Origin of the sequence: Halobaculum sp. MBLA0147, from assembly GCF_041361345.1 — an archaeon.
Taxonomy (GTDB): Archaea; Halobacteriota; Halobacteria; order Halobacteriales; family Haloferacaceae; genus JAHENP01.
The window spans coordinates 2,683,310-2,701,717 of sequence record NZ_JBGKAD010000001.1; the positions used below are offsets into that span (position 1 = coordinate 2,683,310).

Annotated in this window: 16 protein-coding genes and 1 tRNA gene; 14 read left to right on the plus strand and 3 right to left on the minus strand. The window is 69.8% G+C overall.

The genetic code is table 11. From position 1 onward, the window contains the following. Positions 1 to 164: 164 nt before the first annotated feature. A complete protein-coding gene (locus RYH80_RS12915; RefSeq protein ID WP_370904299.1) occupies positions 165 to 1,229 on the plus strand; it encodes a glycosyltransferase family 4 protein in 1,065 nt (354 codons plus the stop codon). Between the two features lie 38 nt (positions 1,230 to 1,267). Here the strand turns inward: RYH80_RS12915 and RYH80_RS12920 are convergent, their stop codons facing one another. Beyond that, on the minus strand, positions 1,268 to 2,974 hold the full coding sequence (locus RYH80_RS12920; protein WP_370904300.1) for an ATP-binding protein: 1,707 nt from the start codon (positions 2,972 to 2,974) through the stop codon (positions 1,268 to 1,270). A gap of 212 nt (positions 2,975 to 3,186) precedes the next feature. Between RYH80_RS12920 and RYH80_RS12925 the strand changes: the two genes are divergently transcribed. The 4 genes from RYH80_RS12925 (at position 3,187) to RYH80_RS12940 (ending at position 7,601) form a co-directional block, all read left to right on the plus strand. Beyond that, entirely contained in the window at positions 3,187 to 4,707 is a 1,521-nt protein-coding gene (locus RYH80_RS12925; RefSeq protein WP_370904301.1) for a phytoene desaturase family protein, read from the plus strand. A gap of 135 nt (positions 4,708 to 4,842) precedes the next feature. After that, entirely contained in the window at positions 4,843 to 5,724 is an 882-nt protein-coding gene (locus RYH80_RS12930) for a prenyltransferase (RefSeq protein ID WP_370904302.1), read from the plus strand. Then, positions 5,721 to 6,617 (plus strand): bisanhydrobacterioruberin hydratase, encoded by an 897-nt coding sequence (cruF, locus tag RYH80_RS12935; RefSeq protein ID WP_370904303.1) that lies wholly within the window; start codon positions 5,721 to 5,723, stop codon positions 6,615 to 6,617. Before RYH80_RS12930 ends, cruF begins: the two co-directional genes overlap by 4 nt. A 72-nt stretch (positions 6,618 to 6,689) precedes the next feature. Then, positions 6,690 to 7,601: an RNA methyltransferase gene (locus RYH80_RS12940; RefSeq protein WP_370904304.1), complete on the plus strand. Its 912-nt coding sequence runs from the start codon at positions 6,690 to 6,692 to the stop codon at positions 7,599 to 7,601. A 120-nt stretch (positions 7,602 to 7,721) separates the two neighbouring features. On the opposite strand, the gene RYH80_RS12945 is transcribed toward RYH80_RS12940, so the two are convergent. Then, positions 7,722 to 7,961, minus strand: coding sequence for a UPF0058 family protein (locus RYH80_RS12945; protein ID WP_370904305.1), 240 nt, complete (start codon positions 7,959 to 7,961; stop codon positions 7,722 to 7,724). Positions 7,962 to 8,270: 309 nt separating this feature from the next. Here RYH80_RS12945 and RYH80_RS12950 point away from each other — a divergent pair, with 309 nt between their 5' ends. The 9 genes from RYH80_RS12950 to RYH80_RS12990 all read left to right on the plus strand — a co-directional run bounded on the left by RYH80_RS12950 (position 8,271) and on the right by RYH80_RS12990 (position 17,324). Next, a complete protein-coding gene (locus RYH80_RS12950; RefSeq protein ID WP_370904306.1) occupies positions 8,271 to 8,981 on the plus strand; it encodes a ribulose-1,5-bisphosphate 5-phosphatase in 711 nt (236 codons plus the stop codon). Further along, a complete protein-coding gene (locus RYH80_RS12955) occupies positions 8,978 to 9,649 on the plus strand; it encodes a ribulose-1-phosphate aldolase (protein WP_370904307.1) in 672 nt (223 codons plus the stop codon). The genes RYH80_RS12950 and RYH80_RS12955 overlap by 4 nt, the downstream gene beginning before the upstream one ends. 200 nt (positions 9,650 to 9,849) lie before the next feature. Further along, a tRNA-Gly gene (locus RYH80_RS12960) sits at positions 9,850 to 9,920 on the plus strand. Between the two features lie 201 nt (positions 9,921 to 10,121). Beyond that, positions 10,122 to 10,598 carry a DUF555 domain-containing protein gene (locus RYH80_RS12965; protein WP_370904308.1) on the plus strand — a complete coding sequence of 159 codons (477 nt, stop codon included), beginning with the start codon at positions 10,122 to 10,124 and terminating at the stop codon, positions 10,596 to 10,598. A 172-nt stretch (positions 10,599 to 10,770) separates the two neighbouring features. Further along, positions 10,771 to 12,408: an amidohydrolase gene (locus RYH80_RS12970; RefSeq protein WP_370904309.1), complete on the plus strand. Its 1,638-nt coding sequence runs from the start codon at positions 10,771 to 10,773 to the stop codon at positions 12,406 to 12,408. Positions 12,409 to 12,661: 253 nt separating this feature from the next. Next, a complete protein-coding gene (gene nadA, locus RYH80_RS12975) occupies positions 12,662 to 13,798 on the plus strand; it encodes a quinolinate synthase NadA (RefSeq protein WP_370904714.1) in 1,137 nt (378 codons plus the stop codon). A gap of 2 nt (positions 13,799 to 13,800) precedes the next feature. Further along, on the plus strand, positions 13,801 to 15,453 hold the full coding sequence (locus tag RYH80_RS12980; RefSeq protein WP_370904310.1) for an L-aspartate oxidase: 1,653 nt from the start codon (positions 13,801 to 13,803) through the stop codon (positions 15,451 to 15,453). Next, positions 15,450 to 16,301: a carboxylating nicotinate-nucleotide diphosphorylase gene (gene nadC / locus RYH80_RS12985; RefSeq protein WP_370904311.1), complete on the plus strand. Its 852-nt coding sequence runs from the start codon at positions 15,450 to 15,452 to the stop codon at positions 16,299 to 16,301. The genes RYH80_RS12980 and nadC overlap by 4 nt, the downstream gene beginning before the upstream one ends. Positions 16,302 to 16,436: 135 nt before the next feature. Next, positions 16,437 to 17,324 carry a universal stress protein gene (locus RYH80_RS12990; RefSeq protein WP_370904313.1) on the plus strand — a complete coding sequence of 296 codons (888 nt, stop codon included), beginning with the start codon at positions 16,437 to 16,439 and terminating at the stop codon, positions 17,322 to 17,324. Between the two features lie 39 nt (positions 17,325 to 17,363). Here the strand turns inward: RYH80_RS12990 and RYH80_RS12995 are convergent, their stop codons facing one another. Further along, positions 17,364 to 18,290: an ArsR/SmtB family transcription factor gene (locus RYH80_RS12995; protein WP_370904314.1), complete on the minus strand. Its 927-nt coding sequence runs from the start codon at positions 18,288 to 18,290 to the stop codon at positions 17,364 to 17,366. Positions 18,291 to 18,408: the final 118 nt, after the last annotated feature.

Genomic DNA, 18,408 nt, shown 5'->3' on the forward strand with positions numbered 1-18,408 from the left:
GGCTGGCGTGGTCGGTGCTGTCGCCGCTCGACGGGTACGTCGGCCGGGGACGACCGCCGCTCGACGGAGACACCGGCGGAGCCGTCGCCCGGCGAGCACACCGTCGACGCCGCGGCGGTGTATCACCTCGCTTATGAGCCCCCCGGGACAACCGGACGGCAGAGATGCGCGTCGCGGTGGTCTCGATGGACACGCCGGCGACCGACGACTCGCGGGCGCTCCGCCGGACACGCCGCATCGCGGAGGGGCTCGTGGACCGCGGCCACGACGTCGTCTGGCTGTGTGCGCGCTGGTGGGACGGCGAGGGGAAGGAGTTCCTCTACCGCGACGTGCGCTACCGTGCGGTGACGGGCGGCCCCGCGGCGGGAGCGTTCCGGTCGAAACTCCCATTCTCGTTGCGTCGCGTCGACCCGACGGTGGTCCACGCGACCAACGTCCCGCCGACACACGCCACGACCGCGGCGACGACCTGTCGTCTGCTGCGGACCCCCGTCGTCGTCGACTGGTGGGAGACGGACGGGGACTGCGGGTCGTCCGGCCAGTACCGCAAGGCCGCCCGCAAGCCGGACCGGGTGACGGTGCCCTCGGAGACCGTCCGAACCGCCGTCCGCGAACACGACGTGCCGGCCAACGACGTGTGTGTCCTCCCGGAGAGCGTCGCCTTCGAGACGGTGCGATCGGCCGGCGTCGACGATCGCGCGGACGTAGTGTATATGCGCGACCCGATCGACGGGGACGCCAACGTGGAGTCGTTCCTGCTCGCGCTGGCGGAGTTGCGCGACCGGGACTGGCGGGCGGCCGTGATCGGCGACGGCTCGGGGCAGGGGACGGCTCGTCAGAGTGCCGCCGACCTCCGGATCGACGACCGCGTGGAGTTCCTCGGCGCGTTGGAGCCCGCCGAGTTCGTCCCGATCCTGAAGGGCGCGCACGTGTTCGCACAGACGGCCACACGGGAGCCGTTCGCGAACGGACTCCTGTGGGCGCTGGCGTGTGGCTGTGTCGGGATCGTCGAGTACCAGGCCGGGTCGAGCGCCCACGAGTTGGTCGAGAACGTCGACCGTGGCCGTCTGGTGACGAACCCGCAGGAACTGGCCGACGAGATCGTCGCCTGTGCCGACGAGCCCCGCGAGACGATCAACGAGACGTTCTCGGGGTTCGACGACGACGCCGTCTTGGACGAGTACGTCGCCACCTACGAGGCCGTCGTCGACGAACGCGGACTGTTCTGAGTGGACACTGAATCGTGTCGAGAGTCGTTCTCCCGGCGTCACGGCGGCTCGCCGACGGGGTCGGGTCTCGCCGCTGCCGTCGGCGCCGCCTCCCGATCCTCGGCGGCGGGGAGGCGGAGACGGACGACGCTGCCGCGTGGCTCGTTGGGTTCGTAGCGCAGTTCCCCGCCGAGTCGCGTCACGGCCCAGCGGACGGCCCACAGCCCGAGCCCGCTGCCGTGTTCCAGCGGTGTCTCCTCGCCCTCCTCGATGGCGGTCCACTCGTGTGGCGGGATCCCCGGTCCGTTGTCGCGGACGGCGATCTCGACCGGGTATGTGCCTTCGCGGTCCGTCTCGACGACGAGTTCGACGCGCGGCTCGTCGGCGTCGTTGTGGACGACGGCGTTGTGTGCGAGGTGTTCGACCGACCGGTGCAACAGCGCCGGGTCCGTCTCCACGGTCGCGTCGTCCGGGACCCGCGTCTCGACGGTGAGCGTCGCCGACTCGTCGTGGAGGTCCCCGGCGATCTCCCCGAGGAACGCGGCGAGGTCGACACGCTCCGTCTCCGGGTCGTGGTCGAGCAGTTCCGCGGCCTCGCGGGCCCGTTCGCCCAACGCCATCAGGTTGTCCGACGCCTCGACGATGCGGTCGGCGGCCTCGTCGTCGGCGACGCCCTCGGTACCGATCTCCTCGGCGAACCCACGGACGACGGAGAGTTCGTTCCGGAGGTTGTGCCGCACCACCCGGTTGAGCACGGCCAACCGCTGTTCGCGCAGCTTCTGGTCGGTGATGTCCGGCAAGACGACGATTGTCCCACGGACGCGGCCGTGGTGGTCCGTCAACTCCGTCACCCGCGGCGCGAACTGCCGCCGCCCCTCGTCGGTGATCAACTCCACGCTGTCGCTGTCGACCAGCGCCGACAGCGTCTCGCCGACGACCGCCGGCAGCGGGTCGCCGACGACGGCGGTCTCCCGGACGCCGAACTGCCGCTCGAAGGCGTCGTTCGCCTCGATCACGTCCTCGTCGGCGTCCAGGAACGCCACCGGATCGGTGATCTCGTCGGCCAACCGTCGCCGTCCGAACCGCCCCGCGGCCGGCGTCGTCTCCAGGGTGTCCAGCCACCGGACGGTCGCGAGCAGACACACCGCGCCGACGGCGAACGCCGCGGTCTGTCTGAGTACACCGGCGACGGCCGTCTCGACGCCGAACAGTCCGACGACCGCCGGAACCGCCACGGGGGCGACCAACCCGAGCCCCTCGACGCCACGGACCGTGTCGTAGCTGTACGTCGCGTACGTCAACAGGACCGTCCCGGCGACCAGCAGGATCAACAACGCCAGGAACGTCAGTGTCGCCAGCGACCGGACGGTGACGCCGACCAGCCCAGTCACCGCGCTCGGCGCGGCCGCACTCCCGACGAGCACCGACAGCAGTGCGACGACCCCGACGGTCGCCCCGACGATCCGCCACGGACGGACGAACGCACCGTTACCGGTGTAGTGGAGCACGAACGACAGCCACGGCACCAACGCGACCGCGAGCCCGACGTACAGCGTCAGCCCCCACGCGTCCGCGAGCAACGACGGCAACTGGAGCCAGTACACGCCCGGCGTCGCCAGCCCGGCCACCGCGACGATCGCCAGCGCCACGGCCAGCGACCGCGTCCCCGGCTCGCCCTGCCGTCGGACGACGACCGCGGCGACGCCGTACAACACCCCGACGAGGACACTCACGCCGAGTGCGACGGCTACGGACTGGGCGACCATGTAACCCGGTCGCGGTGCACCTGTAATAAAATCTCGTGTCGCGTGTCGGGCGACGAGGACGGGACGACCGGGCTGCGGCGTCGGGTTGACGAGGGGGGTCACCCGCGACGACGGCGCCGAGCGACACCGTCGCCGCCGGCCCGAATGCCACCCGTCACCACACGGCGACCGGCGTACCACGTTTTATACACGCGCCGACCGTACCGTGGTCTATGTCATCACCGGCAGCGACGCCGTGGCGCGAGCCGCGGGACATGTCTTCGGTCGCTGGCGACGACGTGGTCGTCGTCGGCAGCGGCTTCGGCGGGCTCTCGACTGCCTGTTACCTCGCGGACGCGGGTGCGGACGTGACCGTTCTGGAGAAGAACGAACAACTCGGTGGGCGTGCGTCCGTGCTGGAGCGCGACGGGTTCCGGTTCGACATGGGTCCCTCGTGGTACCTGATGCCGGACGTGTTCGAGAACTTCTTCGGCCACTTCGGGAAGTCCCCCGAGGACTACTACGAACTCCAACGGCTCGACCCCCACTACCGGATCTTCTTCAAGGACGGCGACCAGGTGGACATGACCCCGGACGTCGAGCGGAACAAGGAGCTGTTCGAGGAGTACGAGGCCGGAGCGGGCGAGGCGTTCGGCGAGTACCTCGAGAAGTCCGAGCGTAACTACGAGATCGGGATGGAACACTTCGTGTACGAACACCGCGACCGGCTGCGGGACTTCGTGGACACGGACGTGCTCCGGCACGCGTGGGGGTTGTCGCTGATCGGCTCGATGCAAGACCACGTCGAGGAGTACTTCGACCACCCGAAGCTCCAGCAGATCATGCAGTACACGCTGGTGTTCCTCGGCGGCTCGCCGAACAACACGCCGGCGCTGTACAACCTGATGAGTCACGTCGACTTCAACCTCGGCGTCTACTACCCGGAGGGTGGCACCGGTGCCGTCGTCGACGCGATGGTCGAGTTGGCCGAGGAGTTGGGCGTCACCTTCGAGACGGACCAGCCGGTGTCGAAGATCGCCGGCCAGCGCGGCGGGTTCGCGGTGCGGACGGAACACGGCGGGGAGTACCTCGCGGACCGCGTCGTCTCGAACGCGGACATGGCCCACACGGAACGGGAACTGCTCGCCGAGCGGAAGCGCTCGTACGACGACGACTACTGGGACTCGCGGACGTACGCCCCGTCGGCGTTCCTGCTGTACCTGGGTGTCGAGGGGGACGTGCCGGAGTTGACCCACCACACGCTGGTGTTCCCGACGGAGTGGGACGACCACTTCACGGCGATCTTCGACGACCCGGCGTGGCCCGACGACCCGGCGTACTACCTCTGTGTCCCGTCGAAGACGGACGACACCGTCGCGCCCGAGGGTCACTCGAACCTGTTCGCGCTGGTGCCGATCGCCGCCGGGCTGGAGGACACGCCCGAACTCCGCGAGCAGTACCGCGAGTTGGTGTTGGACGACATCGCCGCGAACACCGGGACGGAGCTCCACGACCGGATCGTGGTCGAGGAGTCGTTCTGTGTCGACGACTTCGCCTCGCGGTACAACGCCGAACAGGGGACCGCACTCGGGATGGCCCACACGCTGCGCCAGACGGCGCCGTTCCGACCGGGCCACACCTCCGAGGAGGTGCCGGGCCTGTACTACACCGGGTCGTTCACGACGCCCGGCATCGGCGTCCCGATGTGTCTGATCAGCGGCCTGCTGACGGCCGAGGTCGTCGGCGGCGAGTGACCCCCGAGGTGATCGAGGCGTGCGACACCAGCCGACACGCGACCCTCGACCCCCCGACGCGTCGATCCGTCGTGTCGCGTCGACGTACCCGAGTGGACACACCGAGTGGCCCACCGAGCGGGAGGTGATCCGGTCGTGAGCGCGGCGACGGTGGGCGGCGACACGACGTTCCCGCGGCTCCAGTACCTGCTGAAGCTGTCGCGGCCGCGGTTCTGGCCGTACCTCGCCGGGCCGGTGGTCGTCGGCGTCGCCGGTGCGGCGACGACCGTCCCGGAGCTGTTCGCGCCGCTGAACCTCCTGTTGTTCGCGTTCTTCCTCGTGCCGGCGAACGTCCAGTTGTACGGCGTCAACGACGTGTTCGACCGGGACGTCGACGAGTCGAACCCGAAGAAAGACGACAAGGAGGTGCGGTACGGCGGCGACGTGTTAGTGCCGGCGACGGTCGCGGTCGTCTCGCTGGCCGGACTGGCGCTGTTCGCGGCGGTCCCCTGCGTCGCGTGGCCGTACCTCGCCGCCTACTTCCTGTTGGCGGTGGAGTACAGCGCGCCGCCGTTCCGGTTCAAGACCACGCCGATCCTCGACTCCGTCTCGAACGGCCTGTACGTCCTGCCGGGTGCGGTGGCGTACGCGACCGTCGCAGGCGTCGACCCGCCGATCACGGCGCTGGTCGGCGGGTGGCTGTGGTCGATGGCGATGCACACCTTCTCCGCCATCCCGGACATCGAGCCGGACCGCGAGGCCGGGATCCGCACGACGGCGACCGTGTTGGGCGAGGTGCGGACGTACGCCTACTGCGGGTTCGTGTGGCTTGCGGCGGCGACGGTGTTCTCGTTCCACAGCCACCCGATCGGGCTGCTCCTGCTCGCGTACCCGGCGACCGTCCTCGGGATCGTCTGGTCGGACGTGTCCGTCGACCGGGCGTACTGGTGGTTCCCGGCGTTGAACACGGTCGTCGGCGCACTGTTGACGATGGGACTGTTGACGCGGATCGTCCCGCCCGGGGCGGTGGTGCCGTGAGCACGTCCGTCGCGGACTTGCGCGAGCAGGTGCCGGAGTCGCGGGCAGAGTTCGAACGCCGCCTCGACGCGCTGATCGTCGACAACCGGTTCACCATCAGCGTCTTCTTCCCGCTGAACGGGATCGTGTTGCTGTTGGCGAGTGCCGAAGGGTGGCTCCCGGAGCCGCTGGCGTTCAACGGACTGTTGATCCTCACCGGCGTCGCCGTGATGCGTGCACCACTGATCGCGGGTGTGCTCCCCGTCGCGGACCGGAAGGCGGCCCTCGGCGTAGGGCTCCTGACGCTGTACGCCTACGGGATCGAGTACGTCGGCGTCCACACCGGGGAGCCGTACGGGCGGTTCGAGTACGTCGTCGACCTCGGGCCGACGCTGGCGGGGGTGCCCGTCGGGCTGCCGGTGTTCTTCCTCCCGCTGGTGGTGAACGCCTACCTGCTCGTCTCGCTGTTGTTGGGCGAGCGGGCCGAGCGGGCGCTCGTCAGACTCGCGGCCGTGATCGGCCTCGTCTTGATCATGGACGTGGTGTTGGACCCCGGTGCGGTGGCGTTGACCTTCTGGCGCTACTTCGAACCCGGCGCGCCGGTGTTCGGGGGACTACTCTCCTCGCAGGGTGGGTTCTACGGCGTCCCGGTCTCGAACTACCAGGGCTGGGTGTTGTCCGCGACGGTCTCGGTGGTCGTGTTGGACCGCGCGTTCGACCGCGAGGCGCTGTTGGAGCGGGTGCGCGACTGCCAGTTCATGCTCGACGACATGGTGAGTTTCGTGATCCTGTGGGGTGGCGTGAACGTCTGGTTCGGCAACTGGGTGCCCGCGCTGGTCGCCGGCCTGATCGGCGTCGGCCTGTGGCGCGCCGACCAGTTCGACACGAACCTCGTGGCCGCGGAGTTCGGCTGATCGAGCGGACACAACCCTCCTCACCTCGCGGTGTACCGACGACGGTATCACCACCGCAGCCACAGACCGACCATGAGCGAGTACGCGGTCGTCGTCGTCGAGCCGGAGACGCCCGGCAACGTCGGCACCATCGCGCGGTCGATGAAGAACTTCGGACTGTACGACCTGAAACTGGTCGACCCCCCGGAGATCGGCGAGGGGACGGAGGCGTACGGCTTCGCCGGGCACGCACGCGAGGACGTGCTCCCGAACGCAGACACGGTCACGCTCGACGAGGTGATCGAGTCGTACCACACCGTCGGGTTCACCGGGATCACCGCCGAGGACGCCACCAGTCACACGCGGTTCCCGTACACCACGCCCGCAGAGCTACGCGATGATCTCGCGACGGTCGACACGGACACGGCCCTCGTGTTCGGCCGGGAGTCGCGGGGGCTGAACAACGACGAACTCGACCGCCTCGACGAGGTGGCGTCGATCCCCGCGAACCCGGAGTACCCCGTGTTGAACCTCGGGCAGGCGGCGACAGTGACGCTGTACGAACTCCGCGAGCTGTTCCTAGACGAGACGCACCTCCCCGACCGCGAGCGGGAGCGAGCCGACGAGGCGGAGATCGAACGCCTCCACGAGCAGTTCGGTCGCTACCTCGACGCGGTGGAACACCGCGAGCACGTCCGCGAGCGGGCGGGGACGCTCCTCCGGCGTGTCGTCGGGCGTGCCCACCCGACGGACCGCGAGGTGACGACGCTCACCGGACTGTTCCGGAAGACCGCCGACCGCTGGAACGTCGTCGACGAGCCGGACGACACGGCAGGATCGGACGAGCCGGACGACACGGCAGGATCGGACGAGCCGGACGACACGGCAGGATCGGACGAGCCAGACGACACGGCAGGATCGGACGAGCCAGACGACACGGCCGCCTCGGACGAGCCGGACGACACGACGGGGTCGGACGAGCCGGACGACACCGGCGAGGCGTGAGACGAGACACGACGGGGAACGACGAACGGTGTCGCCACTGGAGCACTGTCGTCGACACACCTGTCGGACGGCGTCGCCACTGTGACACCGTCGCTGTCGTTGAGTACTGCGCGAGAACGCTCAGTCGGCCGTCGGCGCGACCGGCTCGGACTCCGTGTCCTTCTCCGGGGACGCACCCGTGATGCCTTCGGCCAGCTTGAACACCGCCGCCTTGTGGTCGGTCTTCGACTTGTGAATGGATGTCGGTTTCACGCCGAGATTCTCGTACGCCTCGAGGTCGAGCTCTTCTCCCCAGTGTTCGTACTGAGTCTCTACTTCGCTGAGAAGGCCGTGCAGGTGGATGAGCTCTTGCTTCTTCATGGGCACGAACCGTTAACGACCGAGGGGTTATGAATCTATCTTGAGTGACGTTACCACGATCCGGGGTCGACCGGCCGTCTCGGCGGCCGAGACGCCCGTTTCCGGTTCTGGTCCCGTGTGAACGATCGGGACAGACCGGGTCGACCGTGGCCGTTCGGGGTCGTTCGCGTCGCTCCACCGGGGGTCGAGGGGCCGGTCGAGTGGGTGTCCTGCTCGCGCGCGGACGAATATCGGTAGCGTTTTGTGGGAGGTATCGCCCCCGGTGAATCGGTCGACAGAGGTTTCCCCGTCGGGTGGCACCCCGGAGGCATGCACTACGAGGCGGTGTTGTTCGACTTGGACGACACACTGTACCCGTACGAGCCGGCGGCTGCGACGGCGCGCGCGGCGGCGTTCGAGCGGGCGCGAGCGTTGGGGTACGAGTTCGACCGGTCGACGTTCGCGGACCTGTACGAGACCGGGCGTCGGGAGACGAAACGGGAACTCTCCGGCGTTGCAGCCACGCACGGGCGTCACAACTACTTCAAACGGGGACTGGAACTCGTCACCGGCGAGTCGCGACCGGCGGACGCACTCGCGCTGGGGGACGCCTACTGGGACGCGTTCCTTGACGCGATGGAACCCGCACCGGAGCTGTCCGCGACGCTGACCGCGATCCGCGACGCGGGTGCCGCCGTCGGGATCACGACGAACCTCACCACCAGGATCCAGCTGCGGAAGCTGTCGCGGCTCGGAGTCGCCGCGGCGGTTGACACCGTCGTCACCTCCGAGGAGGTGGGCCGCGAGAAGCCCGGCTCGGCGATGTTCACGGTGCCGCTGGCGCGTCTCGACTGCGCACCCAGCGAGACGGTCGTCGTCGGCGACAACGTCACCGCGGACGTCGGCGGCGGGAACGCCGTCGGACTCGACACGGTGTTGCTCGACCGTGACGACAGCGTCGACACCGAGGACCTGCCGGAGCGACACCGTCCCGACCACACCGTCGACGCGTTGGCGGCCGTTCGGGAGGTGGTGGCGTGAGCCGCGACGGTGCGGAGTCGATCCGTGCCGCCCGCGAGGCCGTCGTGGAGTACGCGCCACGACTCGCGGATCTCACGCCCGGTCGCAGTGGGAACCTCTCCGTCCGCGTGGGGGACCGCGTCGCTGTCACGCCCACCGGGGTGGCGTACGACGCCTTCGACGTGGCGGACGTGCCGGTCGTCACCCTCGACGGCGAGCAGGTCGACGGGGAGATGGCCCCCTCCAGCGAGGTGCCGATGCACACCGGGATCTACCGGCACAGAGACACCGGTGCGATCGTCCACGCGCACTCGCCGGCCGCGACGACGCTGTCGATCCTGGGAGAGCCGCTCCCGCCGATCCACTACATGCTCGTCGCCGTCGGCGGCGAGGTGCCGGTCGCGGGGTACGCGCCGTTCGGCACGGAGGAGCTGGCGGCCAACGCCGTCGCAGCGATGGACGAGGCGGACGCGGACGCGGTGATCCTCGCCAACCACGGACTCGTCGTCGGCGGCGACGACCTGGAGAGCACCGTCGAGAACACGGTCCACGTCGACGCGCTCGCCGGACAGTACCTCCAGGCCCGTGCGGTCGGCGACCCGGTCGAGTTGTCCGAGGCGGACCTGGACGACGCCCGCGAGCGGTTCGCCACGTACGGCCAGCAACCCGACGAGTCCGACGAGGAGTGAGATGTCGCGGGATCTGGTCGCACTGCGGCGTCCGTGATCGTGGAGTCGTCGGCCCGACCGACACCGCCACTCGGGGGGAACTCGACACCGGCACTCGGACCCGGAACTCGACCCCGCCGTGGCACGTCACACCACGCCGCCCTCCGGCGATTCCTCCGATCCGACAGGGTTAAGTAGCAACCAGCGGAACTGTTGGATGCGCACCGGTAGTGTAGTGGTATCACGCGACCTTGCCATGGTCGCAACCCGGATTCAAATTCCGGCCGGTGCACTCCTCTCGTTCACAGTTCGATCAGACTCGTCGCCGTCACTCTCGTCACTGCCGCCTCCTCGACGCGGTCGACACCGCTTCTCACGGCACCCCTCACACCCCTCCACGCAGTCGAGGGTTTAACACTGCCAGCTATCGCGAGGTGGAAATATACACCCCGTCAACACCTTCATACTGTGTCGTGCCGTACGGTGACACGTCATGGACCGCAGAGTTGTCGTCGAGGCCGCCGTGCCCGTGTACGACGTGGAGTCTCCCGACGAGGCGGTGCGGATCGCAATCTCGAAGACGGGTGAGATGCTCAACCCCGACCTCAACTACGTCGAGATCGACATGGCCGAGCGGACCTCGCCGAGCGGCGAGTCGTTGCCCCCGGCGTTCATCGCGGCGGACGAGGCGCTGGTCGCCCTGGAGTTGGAGATGACCGTCTTCAACGTCGAGCGCGACGAGCACGCCTCGCGGATCGCACGCAAGGAGATCGGCCAGCGGCTGGAGAACATCCCGCTGAAGGTGGTCCGTGTCGAGGAAGTGCCAGACGAGGTCGTCGAAGACGAAGAGACCGACGACGCCGACGAGACCGTCCCCGTCGGTTCGGACGACGACGCCGAGGAGACGGCCAGTTCCGACGACGGGGACCTCCTGCCGGAGTTCGAGGAGATGGTCGAAGAGGAGTCCTGACGACCGGTCCGACACGGTCCCGACACGCGCCACCAGTCTGTTCCGCCGTTCCGACCTCGCGGTGCCCCCGTCGTCTACCACCACGGCACTCTCCGTCACGGCCACTCCTGCGACACCGGTCGCGTCGACCGGAACGGCCGGTTTGAAGACGCTCCGCCGGCTGTCGACGACCATGACAGACGCGGCGGACGTGGTGCTGGTCGACGGGGAGGTCCACACGCTCGGTGAGCCAGACGAGACACACGAGGCGGTCGCGGTCCGCGACGGAGAGATCGTCCGCGTCGGCTCGACGTACGACGTGGAGTTCCTCGCAGACGCCGAGACGGACGTGATCGACCTCGACGGCGACGTGTTGCTCCCGGGGTTCGTCGACGCCCACACGCACCTGACGAACAGCGGTCGCTACCTCGTCCACGCGGACCTCTCGACGGCCGACTCTCCCGAAGACGCCGTCGAGTTGCTCCGCGAACGTGCCACGGAGACGACGGGCGACACGGCGGCGAGCGGGGACGGCGCGACGGCGGCCGGCGGGGGTGACGACCGGACGGCCGGCGACGCGGTGGGAGACGACTCCGCGGCCGACGAGTACGTGCTCGGGTTCGGCTACGACGAGAGCACGTGGACGCCCTCGCGGTACCTCACGCGCGAGGACCTCGACGCCGTGAGCGAGACACGTCCGGTGATCGCCTTCCGCGAGGACATGCACGTCGCATCCGTCAACGGTGTCGCGTTGGAGCGCCACCGCGGCGAGATGCCCGACGGCGACGTACAGACCGACACCGAGCGGGCCGGCGCGGGCGATCCGACGGGGGTCGTCGTCGAGGAGGCGGTCGACCCGCTGTACGACGCCGTCGAGCCGGACTACGAGGCGACGCGGGAGCTGGTGACGGCCGCACAGGCGGCCGCGAACGAGCGCGGGGTCACCGGGATCCACGACATGGTGCGACGCTCGCACGCACCGGCGGTGTACCGCGACCTCGCCGCGGCGGGCGAGTTGACCCTCCGCGTGCGCCTCAACTACTGGACGGACCACCTCGACGCCCTGATCGAGTTGGGCGAGCGGACGAACCACGGGAGCGAGTTGGTCCAGACCGGTGCGGTCAAGAGCTACACGGACGGCTCCTTCGGCGGACGAACGGCGAAGCTCTCCGCGCCGTACGCGGACGGCGACGGAACCGGGCAGTGGGTGGTCGACCCCGAGGAACTCCGCGAGTACGTCGCCCGCGCGGAGGCACACGATCTCCAGTTCACCGCCCACGCTATCGGGGACGAAGCCGTCCGCGCGGTCGTCGAGGCGTACGAGGACCTCACGGACCCCGCCGCGGCACGCCACCGGATCGAACACGTGGAGTTGGCCGACGCCGACCTCCGCGAGCGGATCGCCGAGAGCGGCATCGTCGCCTCGATGCAGCCGAACTTCCTCAAGTGGGCCGGCGAAGACGGCCTGTACGCCGACCGACTCGGGGAGCGCCGGGCGGAGACGAACCGGCTCGCGGACTACACGGCTCGCGACGCCCACCTGGCGTTCGGCTCCGACTGTATGCCGCTGGACCCGCTGTTGGGCGTCCACCACGCGGTCAACGCGCCCGCGGCGGGACAGCGACTCGACCCGACCACGGCGCTGCGTGCCTACACCCGCGGCGCGGCGTACGCCGGCTTCGACGAGGACCGCCTCGGGACGGTCGAACCCGGCAAGCGCGCGGACTTGGTCGCACTCGACGCCTCCCCGTGGGACGAGCCGGGGGCCATCCGCGACATCGACGTGACGCTCACGACCCTCGGCGGCGACGTGGTGTACGAGCGAGACTGAGTGAGGTCGCCGTCCCGCGAGTGCTCCCGACCACTCCGGAGCGCTCCGGAGTCACACCACGGAGTCGCTTCGGACGACCGATCCGGGCGGTCGACTCCCTCCAGAGTCCCGAACCGACGAGTCACGACTCCGTCTCGGCGGTGTCCGGCGACGAATTCGCTTCGGAGCGGGCTCGTCCGAAGGAGTCTCTACCCGAACGGCTCTTTGAAGAGAAATCTTCTTCAACAGTGCGCCCCGAGTGGAGACAGATACGATGCCCCGGATGGAGACTGCGGACATCGAGACGGACCTGAGTCTGTTCAAGTACGACAACCTCGAGCAACTCCCCCCACACTACCGGGAGTTGGACGAGGCCGAACGGACCGAGAAGATCGAGTCGGCGCTCGCGGAGCTGGGCGACGACGTGGTGATCCTCGGGCACAACTACCAGCGGCGGGAGATCGTCGACCACGCGGACTTCGTGGGTGACTCCTATCAGCTGTCGAAACAGGCGGCAGAGTCGGACGCGGAGTACGTCGTCTTCGGCGGCGTGACGTTCATGGCGGAGTCGGCCGACATCATCACCGACGACGACCAGACCGTCCTCCTGCCGTCGATGGAGGCGTCGTGTCCGATGGCCGGGATGGCCGAGGCGCTACAGGTCGACGCCGCGTGGGCGGAGATCACCGAGGCGGCCGGCGACGACGAGGAGATCGTCCCGGTGACGTACATGAACAGCTACGCCGACCTGAAGGCGTTCTGTGCCGAGCAGGGTGGGCTCGTCTGTACCTCCTCGAACGCGGCCGACGCCTTCGAGTGGGCGTTCGAGCGCGGGGACACCGTGCTCTTCCTCCCCGACAAACACCTCGGGACGAACACCGCCTACGAACTCGGGATGGAAGACGACATCGTCGAGTGGGACCCGTGGGACCCCGAGGGGAAGGACGCCGAGGAGGTCGCCGAGGCAGAGATCGTCCTCTGGGACGGCTACTGTCAGGTCCACGAGCGGTTCTGCGCGAGTCACGTGGAGGAGCTGCGTGCGGAGCGGCCGGACGCGAACGTGGTCGTCCACCCCGAGTGTCGCCGCGAGGTCGTCGAGGCCGCGGACGTGGTCGGCTCTACGTCGACGATCACCCAGACCGTCGAGGAGGCAGAACCGGGGGAGACGTGGGCCATCGGGACGGAGATCCACCTCGCGAACCACCTCGACCGCTGGCACCCGGAGGTGGAGGTGTTGCCGCTGTGTGGTGACGCCTGTATGGACTGTAACGCGATGCGGCAGATCGACCCGAACTACCTCGCGTGGATCCTCGACGGCCTCGTCGCGGGCGAGGAGCGCAACGTGGTCGAGGTCGCCCCTCGCGAGAAGGAGCTGGCGAAGGTCGCCACCGAACGGATGTTGGAGCTGTGACCATGACGGGACTCACCGACGGGGCCGCGCTACCGGACGGCGGCGACGCCCCAGAACGGTACACGGCGGACGTGCTCGTGATCGGCTCCGGCATCGCCGGCTGTGCGGCCGCACTCGCGGCCGCCCGCGAGGGTGCGGACGTGCTCGTCGCGACGAAAGCCGAGCGGCCGGAAGACGCCGCGACCGACTGGGCACAGGGCGGTATCGCCGTCACGCAGTCCGATCCGGAGGCGTTCGCCGCCGACATCCGCGCGGCAGGGGCGGGTGAGACGGACCCGGAGGCGGTCGAGGTGCTCGTCGAGAACGCCCGCGAGGCGGTCGACGACGTGTTGTTGGACACGCTCGACGTGGACTTCGACACGACGGGTGACGACGAGGACGCCCCGCTCGACCTGGGACGGGAGGCGGCCCACTCCGAGCGGCGCATCCTCCACGTCGACGCCGAGACGGGGCGGCACGTCCTGCGGCCGTTCCTCGGTCACCTCGAGGCCCACGACGGCGTCGAGCTCCTCGCGGACACCGCCGCCTACGACCTACTCACACACGAGGGGCGTGTCCACGGCGCGCTGTTGGAGACGACCGACGAGGAGCGGTCCGCGGTGCCGGCGTACGCCGGGGCGACGGTGGTGGCGACCGGCGGGATCGGCTCGCTGTACCGCGACTCGACGAACCCGGACGGGGCGACGGGTGACGGGATCGCGATGGCCGCGCTGGCCGGTGCGGACGTGGCCGACGCCCAGTACGTCCAGTTCCACCCGACGGTGTTCGACACGGCCGCCGTCGACGGGGACGCCGAGCCGTTCCTCGTCAGCGAGGCGGTTCGCGGCGAGGGTGGCGTGTTGCGCGACGGCGACGGGGAGCGGTTCATGACGGAGGTCCACGAGGACGCCGAGTTGGCCCCCCGCGACGTGGTCGCTCGTGCGGTCGCGGACGCCCGCGAGGCGACGGGCGAGGTGCGACTCGACGTGTCCGCGGTGGACTTCGCCGAGGAGTTCCCCGGACTCGCGGAGAAGTGCGAGGCGCGCGGTGTCGACCCCGCGGATGGGATCCCGGTCGCGCCCGCGGAACACTTCCTGTGTGGTGGGATCGACGTGGACACCCGGGGGCGTGCCTCGCTGGACCGCCTGTTCGCGGCCGGCGAGTGTGCGCGGACCGGCGTCCACGGCGCGAACCGACTCGCCTCCACCTCGCTGTTGGAGGGGCTCGTCTGGGGGCTGCGTGCCGGGGAGACGGCCGCGGGGTTCGAGCCGGAGCCGTCGGCGGTCGACGCACCGGAGCCGCGCGACAGCGACCCGGCACTCCCGGAGAACTTCGCCCACGGGAAGTTCCACCGGCTGCGCGACGTGATGACGGACGCGTTCGGGCTCGAACGTGACCGCGAGTCGATGCGGCGCGCATCGGCGGTGTTGCGGCGCCTGAAGGGTGAGGTGGACGCCTACACCCGGACGCGCACCTCGCGGAGTCTGTACGAACTCCGCAACGCGAGCGTCACGGCGTTACTGATCGCGAAGGCGGCCGTCGAGGCCGAGCCGGCCGGTACTCACCACGTCGTCGACGCGACCGGCGAGACGGACGCCGACGGCGGCGACCGCGGCGACGAGGCCGGATCGGACGGAGACGAGGCCGAACGAGCCGCCGGGACGCCGGAGCGATGATCACGGACGGTGACGTGGAGCGGTGGCTCTGCGAGGACGTGGGTCACCACGACGTGACGAACCAGGTCCCGGGCGAGACGACCGGCCGACTCGTCGCCAAGGAGGACGGCGTCGTCGCGGGACTCGACGCGGCGCTCGCGGTGTTCGAGTACCTCGGCGTCGACGCCGAGGCGGTGGCCGACGACGGCGAGCCCGTGGCGGACGGCGACCGCGTGACCGCCGGGCAGCGAGTGCTCCGGGTCCGGGGGCCGGCACGCGAGGTGTTGCGTGGGGAGCGTCCCGCGGTGAACGTCGCGAGTCACGCCTCCGGCGTCGCCACGGCGACCGCGGCGGCCGTCGCGGCGGCACGCGAGGGAGCCGAGTGCTCGCCAGACGCCGACCCGGACGCGGTTCGGGTCGCCGCGACGCGGAAGACCACACCGGGACTACGCGGCGTCGAGAAGCGCGCGGTGGTCGCGGGCGGGGGTGACACCCACCGACTCGACCTGAGTCACATGGTGATGGTCAAGGAGAACCACGTCGCGGAACTCGGCTTCGAGGGGGCCATCGAGCGGTTCCGCGAGCGAGTCTCCTTCGCGACGCAGATCGAGGTGGAGGTCGAGCGACCCGAAGACGGCGTGCGTGCCGCCGAGGCGGGTGCGGACGTGGTGTTGTTCGACAACCTCGACCCGGACGCACTCCGGGAGGGCGTGGCGGCGCTACCGGCGGACACGCTGGCGGAGGCCAGCGGCGGGATCGGACTCGACGACGTGCCGGCGTACGCCGCGACGGGCGTCGACGTGATCTCGATGGGATCGTTGACCCACTCGGCGGACGCGCTGGACCTGTCCTTCTACACCGAGGGGTGAGCAGGCGGTCCCGGCTCGGTGTCCGGACGGGTCCACCTCGGGGCCGTCCCGCTCCGAGCGACACGTTCCGACGCGGCGGGAACCTGCCGTCGCGGTGAAGTACCGGCTCCGCGTAGCGTCGGGCAGGTGATCACGGTGACCGACACGCTCCTCGTGCCGACGGACGGCAGCGCCCCCGCGACGGTCGCGGCGAGACACGCGAGTCTGCTCGCGGCCGGGTTCGACGCCGAGATCCACGTGTTGAGTGTCGTCCCCGACGGCGGCGCGTTCCACGGCGTCGACGACCCGGGCGAGGCCGCCGAGGCGGCCGTCGAGTCGGCCACGGCGGAACTGGGCGACGCCTCGGTGACGACGGCCGTCCGGGAGGGTGCCCCTGCCGAGACCATCGTCGAGTACGCCGACGCGGCCCACGCCGACCTGATCGTGATGGGCACGCACGGTCGGACCGGCGTCCGGCGGATGGTGTCGGGCTCGGTCACGGAACACGTCACCCGTGCCGCCGAGGTGCCGGTGTTCACGGTGCGTGGCGACGGCGAGACACCGGCTCCGGCGGACTACGAGGACGTGCTCGTGCCGACGGACGGCAGCGGGTGTGCAGAGGCAGCCGTCGACGTGGCGCTCGACCTGGCGACGACGTTCGACGCCGAGATCCACGTCGTCAGCGTCGTCGACGTGAACACGGTCGCGGCACAGTCGGAACTGACGAACGCACGGCTCGTGCTCGACGAACTGGAAGCGCAGGCGCAGGCGGCCGTCGACCGCGTCGCCGACCGCACCCGCTCTCGTGGACTCGGCGGCGAGACGGCCGTGTTGCAAGGGTCGCCGGCGAGTGCGCTGATGGACTACACCGAGGAGAACGGCGTCGACGTGGTCGTGATGGGGACCCACGGTCGGAGCGGCCTCGGCCGGTTCCTCCTCGGGTCGACGACGGAACGGCTGATCCGCCGCGCGAGCGTCCCCGTGATGTCCGTCCGTCCCACGCGCGAGGGACGTGACGAGCGCGACGAGCGCGACGGCGAGTGAGGGGGTGGCGAGCGGCTCCCCCCGCCGCGCCCGACTCTCTCACTCGGGGCCGGCGACACCCTCGTCGACGCTCGTCTCCAACACGGAGAACGTCTCGTCGACGGTGACGCGCAACACGTCGCCGTCACACGGGAGCGCGAGTCTGGCCCGGACGGGCTCGGTCGACAACAGCGTCGTCCGGCGGTCCGAGACACACCAGTCGTTGCGCCAGAACGGCCGTGTGGTCAGGTCCACGCCGCGGTCGGCGTGGAACGTCAACACCGGCGTCGTGTCCAGCAGGTTCAACCCGAGCGTCGAGGTGAGCCGGTTGTCACACCGCCGACAGGTGTGGACGACCGCCACGTCCCAGTCCGGCACCTCCGTGTCGGGGTCGACGGTCGTCTCGACGCGACCCATACACTCCGGACAGACGCCGTCGGCGGCCAGACAGTAGTGGTGGCGGACGTGGTGGTGGAAGGCGTCGAGGAACTCGTCCGGGGTGCGGTCGTCCAACCCACCCGGCGGGAACGGGTAGTCGACGTGCGATCGGCCGCAGTCCTCGCACTCGATCGACAGTCGCTCCTCCACGTAGCGTGCCGCCAGCGGCCCGTCACAGTGGTAACACGTTCCGGGCGCTTCGAACGGCCCGGCGTCGGAGAGCCCGGTGAACGTCCCGGCGAACACGGAGCGGACCACCTTCCAGCCGGGCGTCCGGAAGCGGTAACCGTCCCCCTCCTTCCGGACGAAGTGGTCGCGGAGTTGTTTGAGGTGGTAGTTGAAGTGTGCGCTGTCGTCGACGTCGACGCGGTCGTAGATGTCCGAGAACGGCACCGGCTCGTCGTCCGGCCGCTCGGCGACGGCCGTCTGGAGCGCACGGAGGATCTCGATGCGGGTCTCGTTGCCCAAGAGCGCGAACGCCTCGGCGGGCGAGAGGTCCGCCGCCTCGGCGGCCGCCTCCTCGGACCCGTCGTCTACGGGGGTGCTCACACCTCCGAGTGGTGTCGCCCCCGACTAATTCGTTCGGGTACCCCCACCGGTCCCGTCCGACCCGAGTACGCGACGAGCGACGGACGCCACGACGCCGACCAGAGCGACCGACACTCGG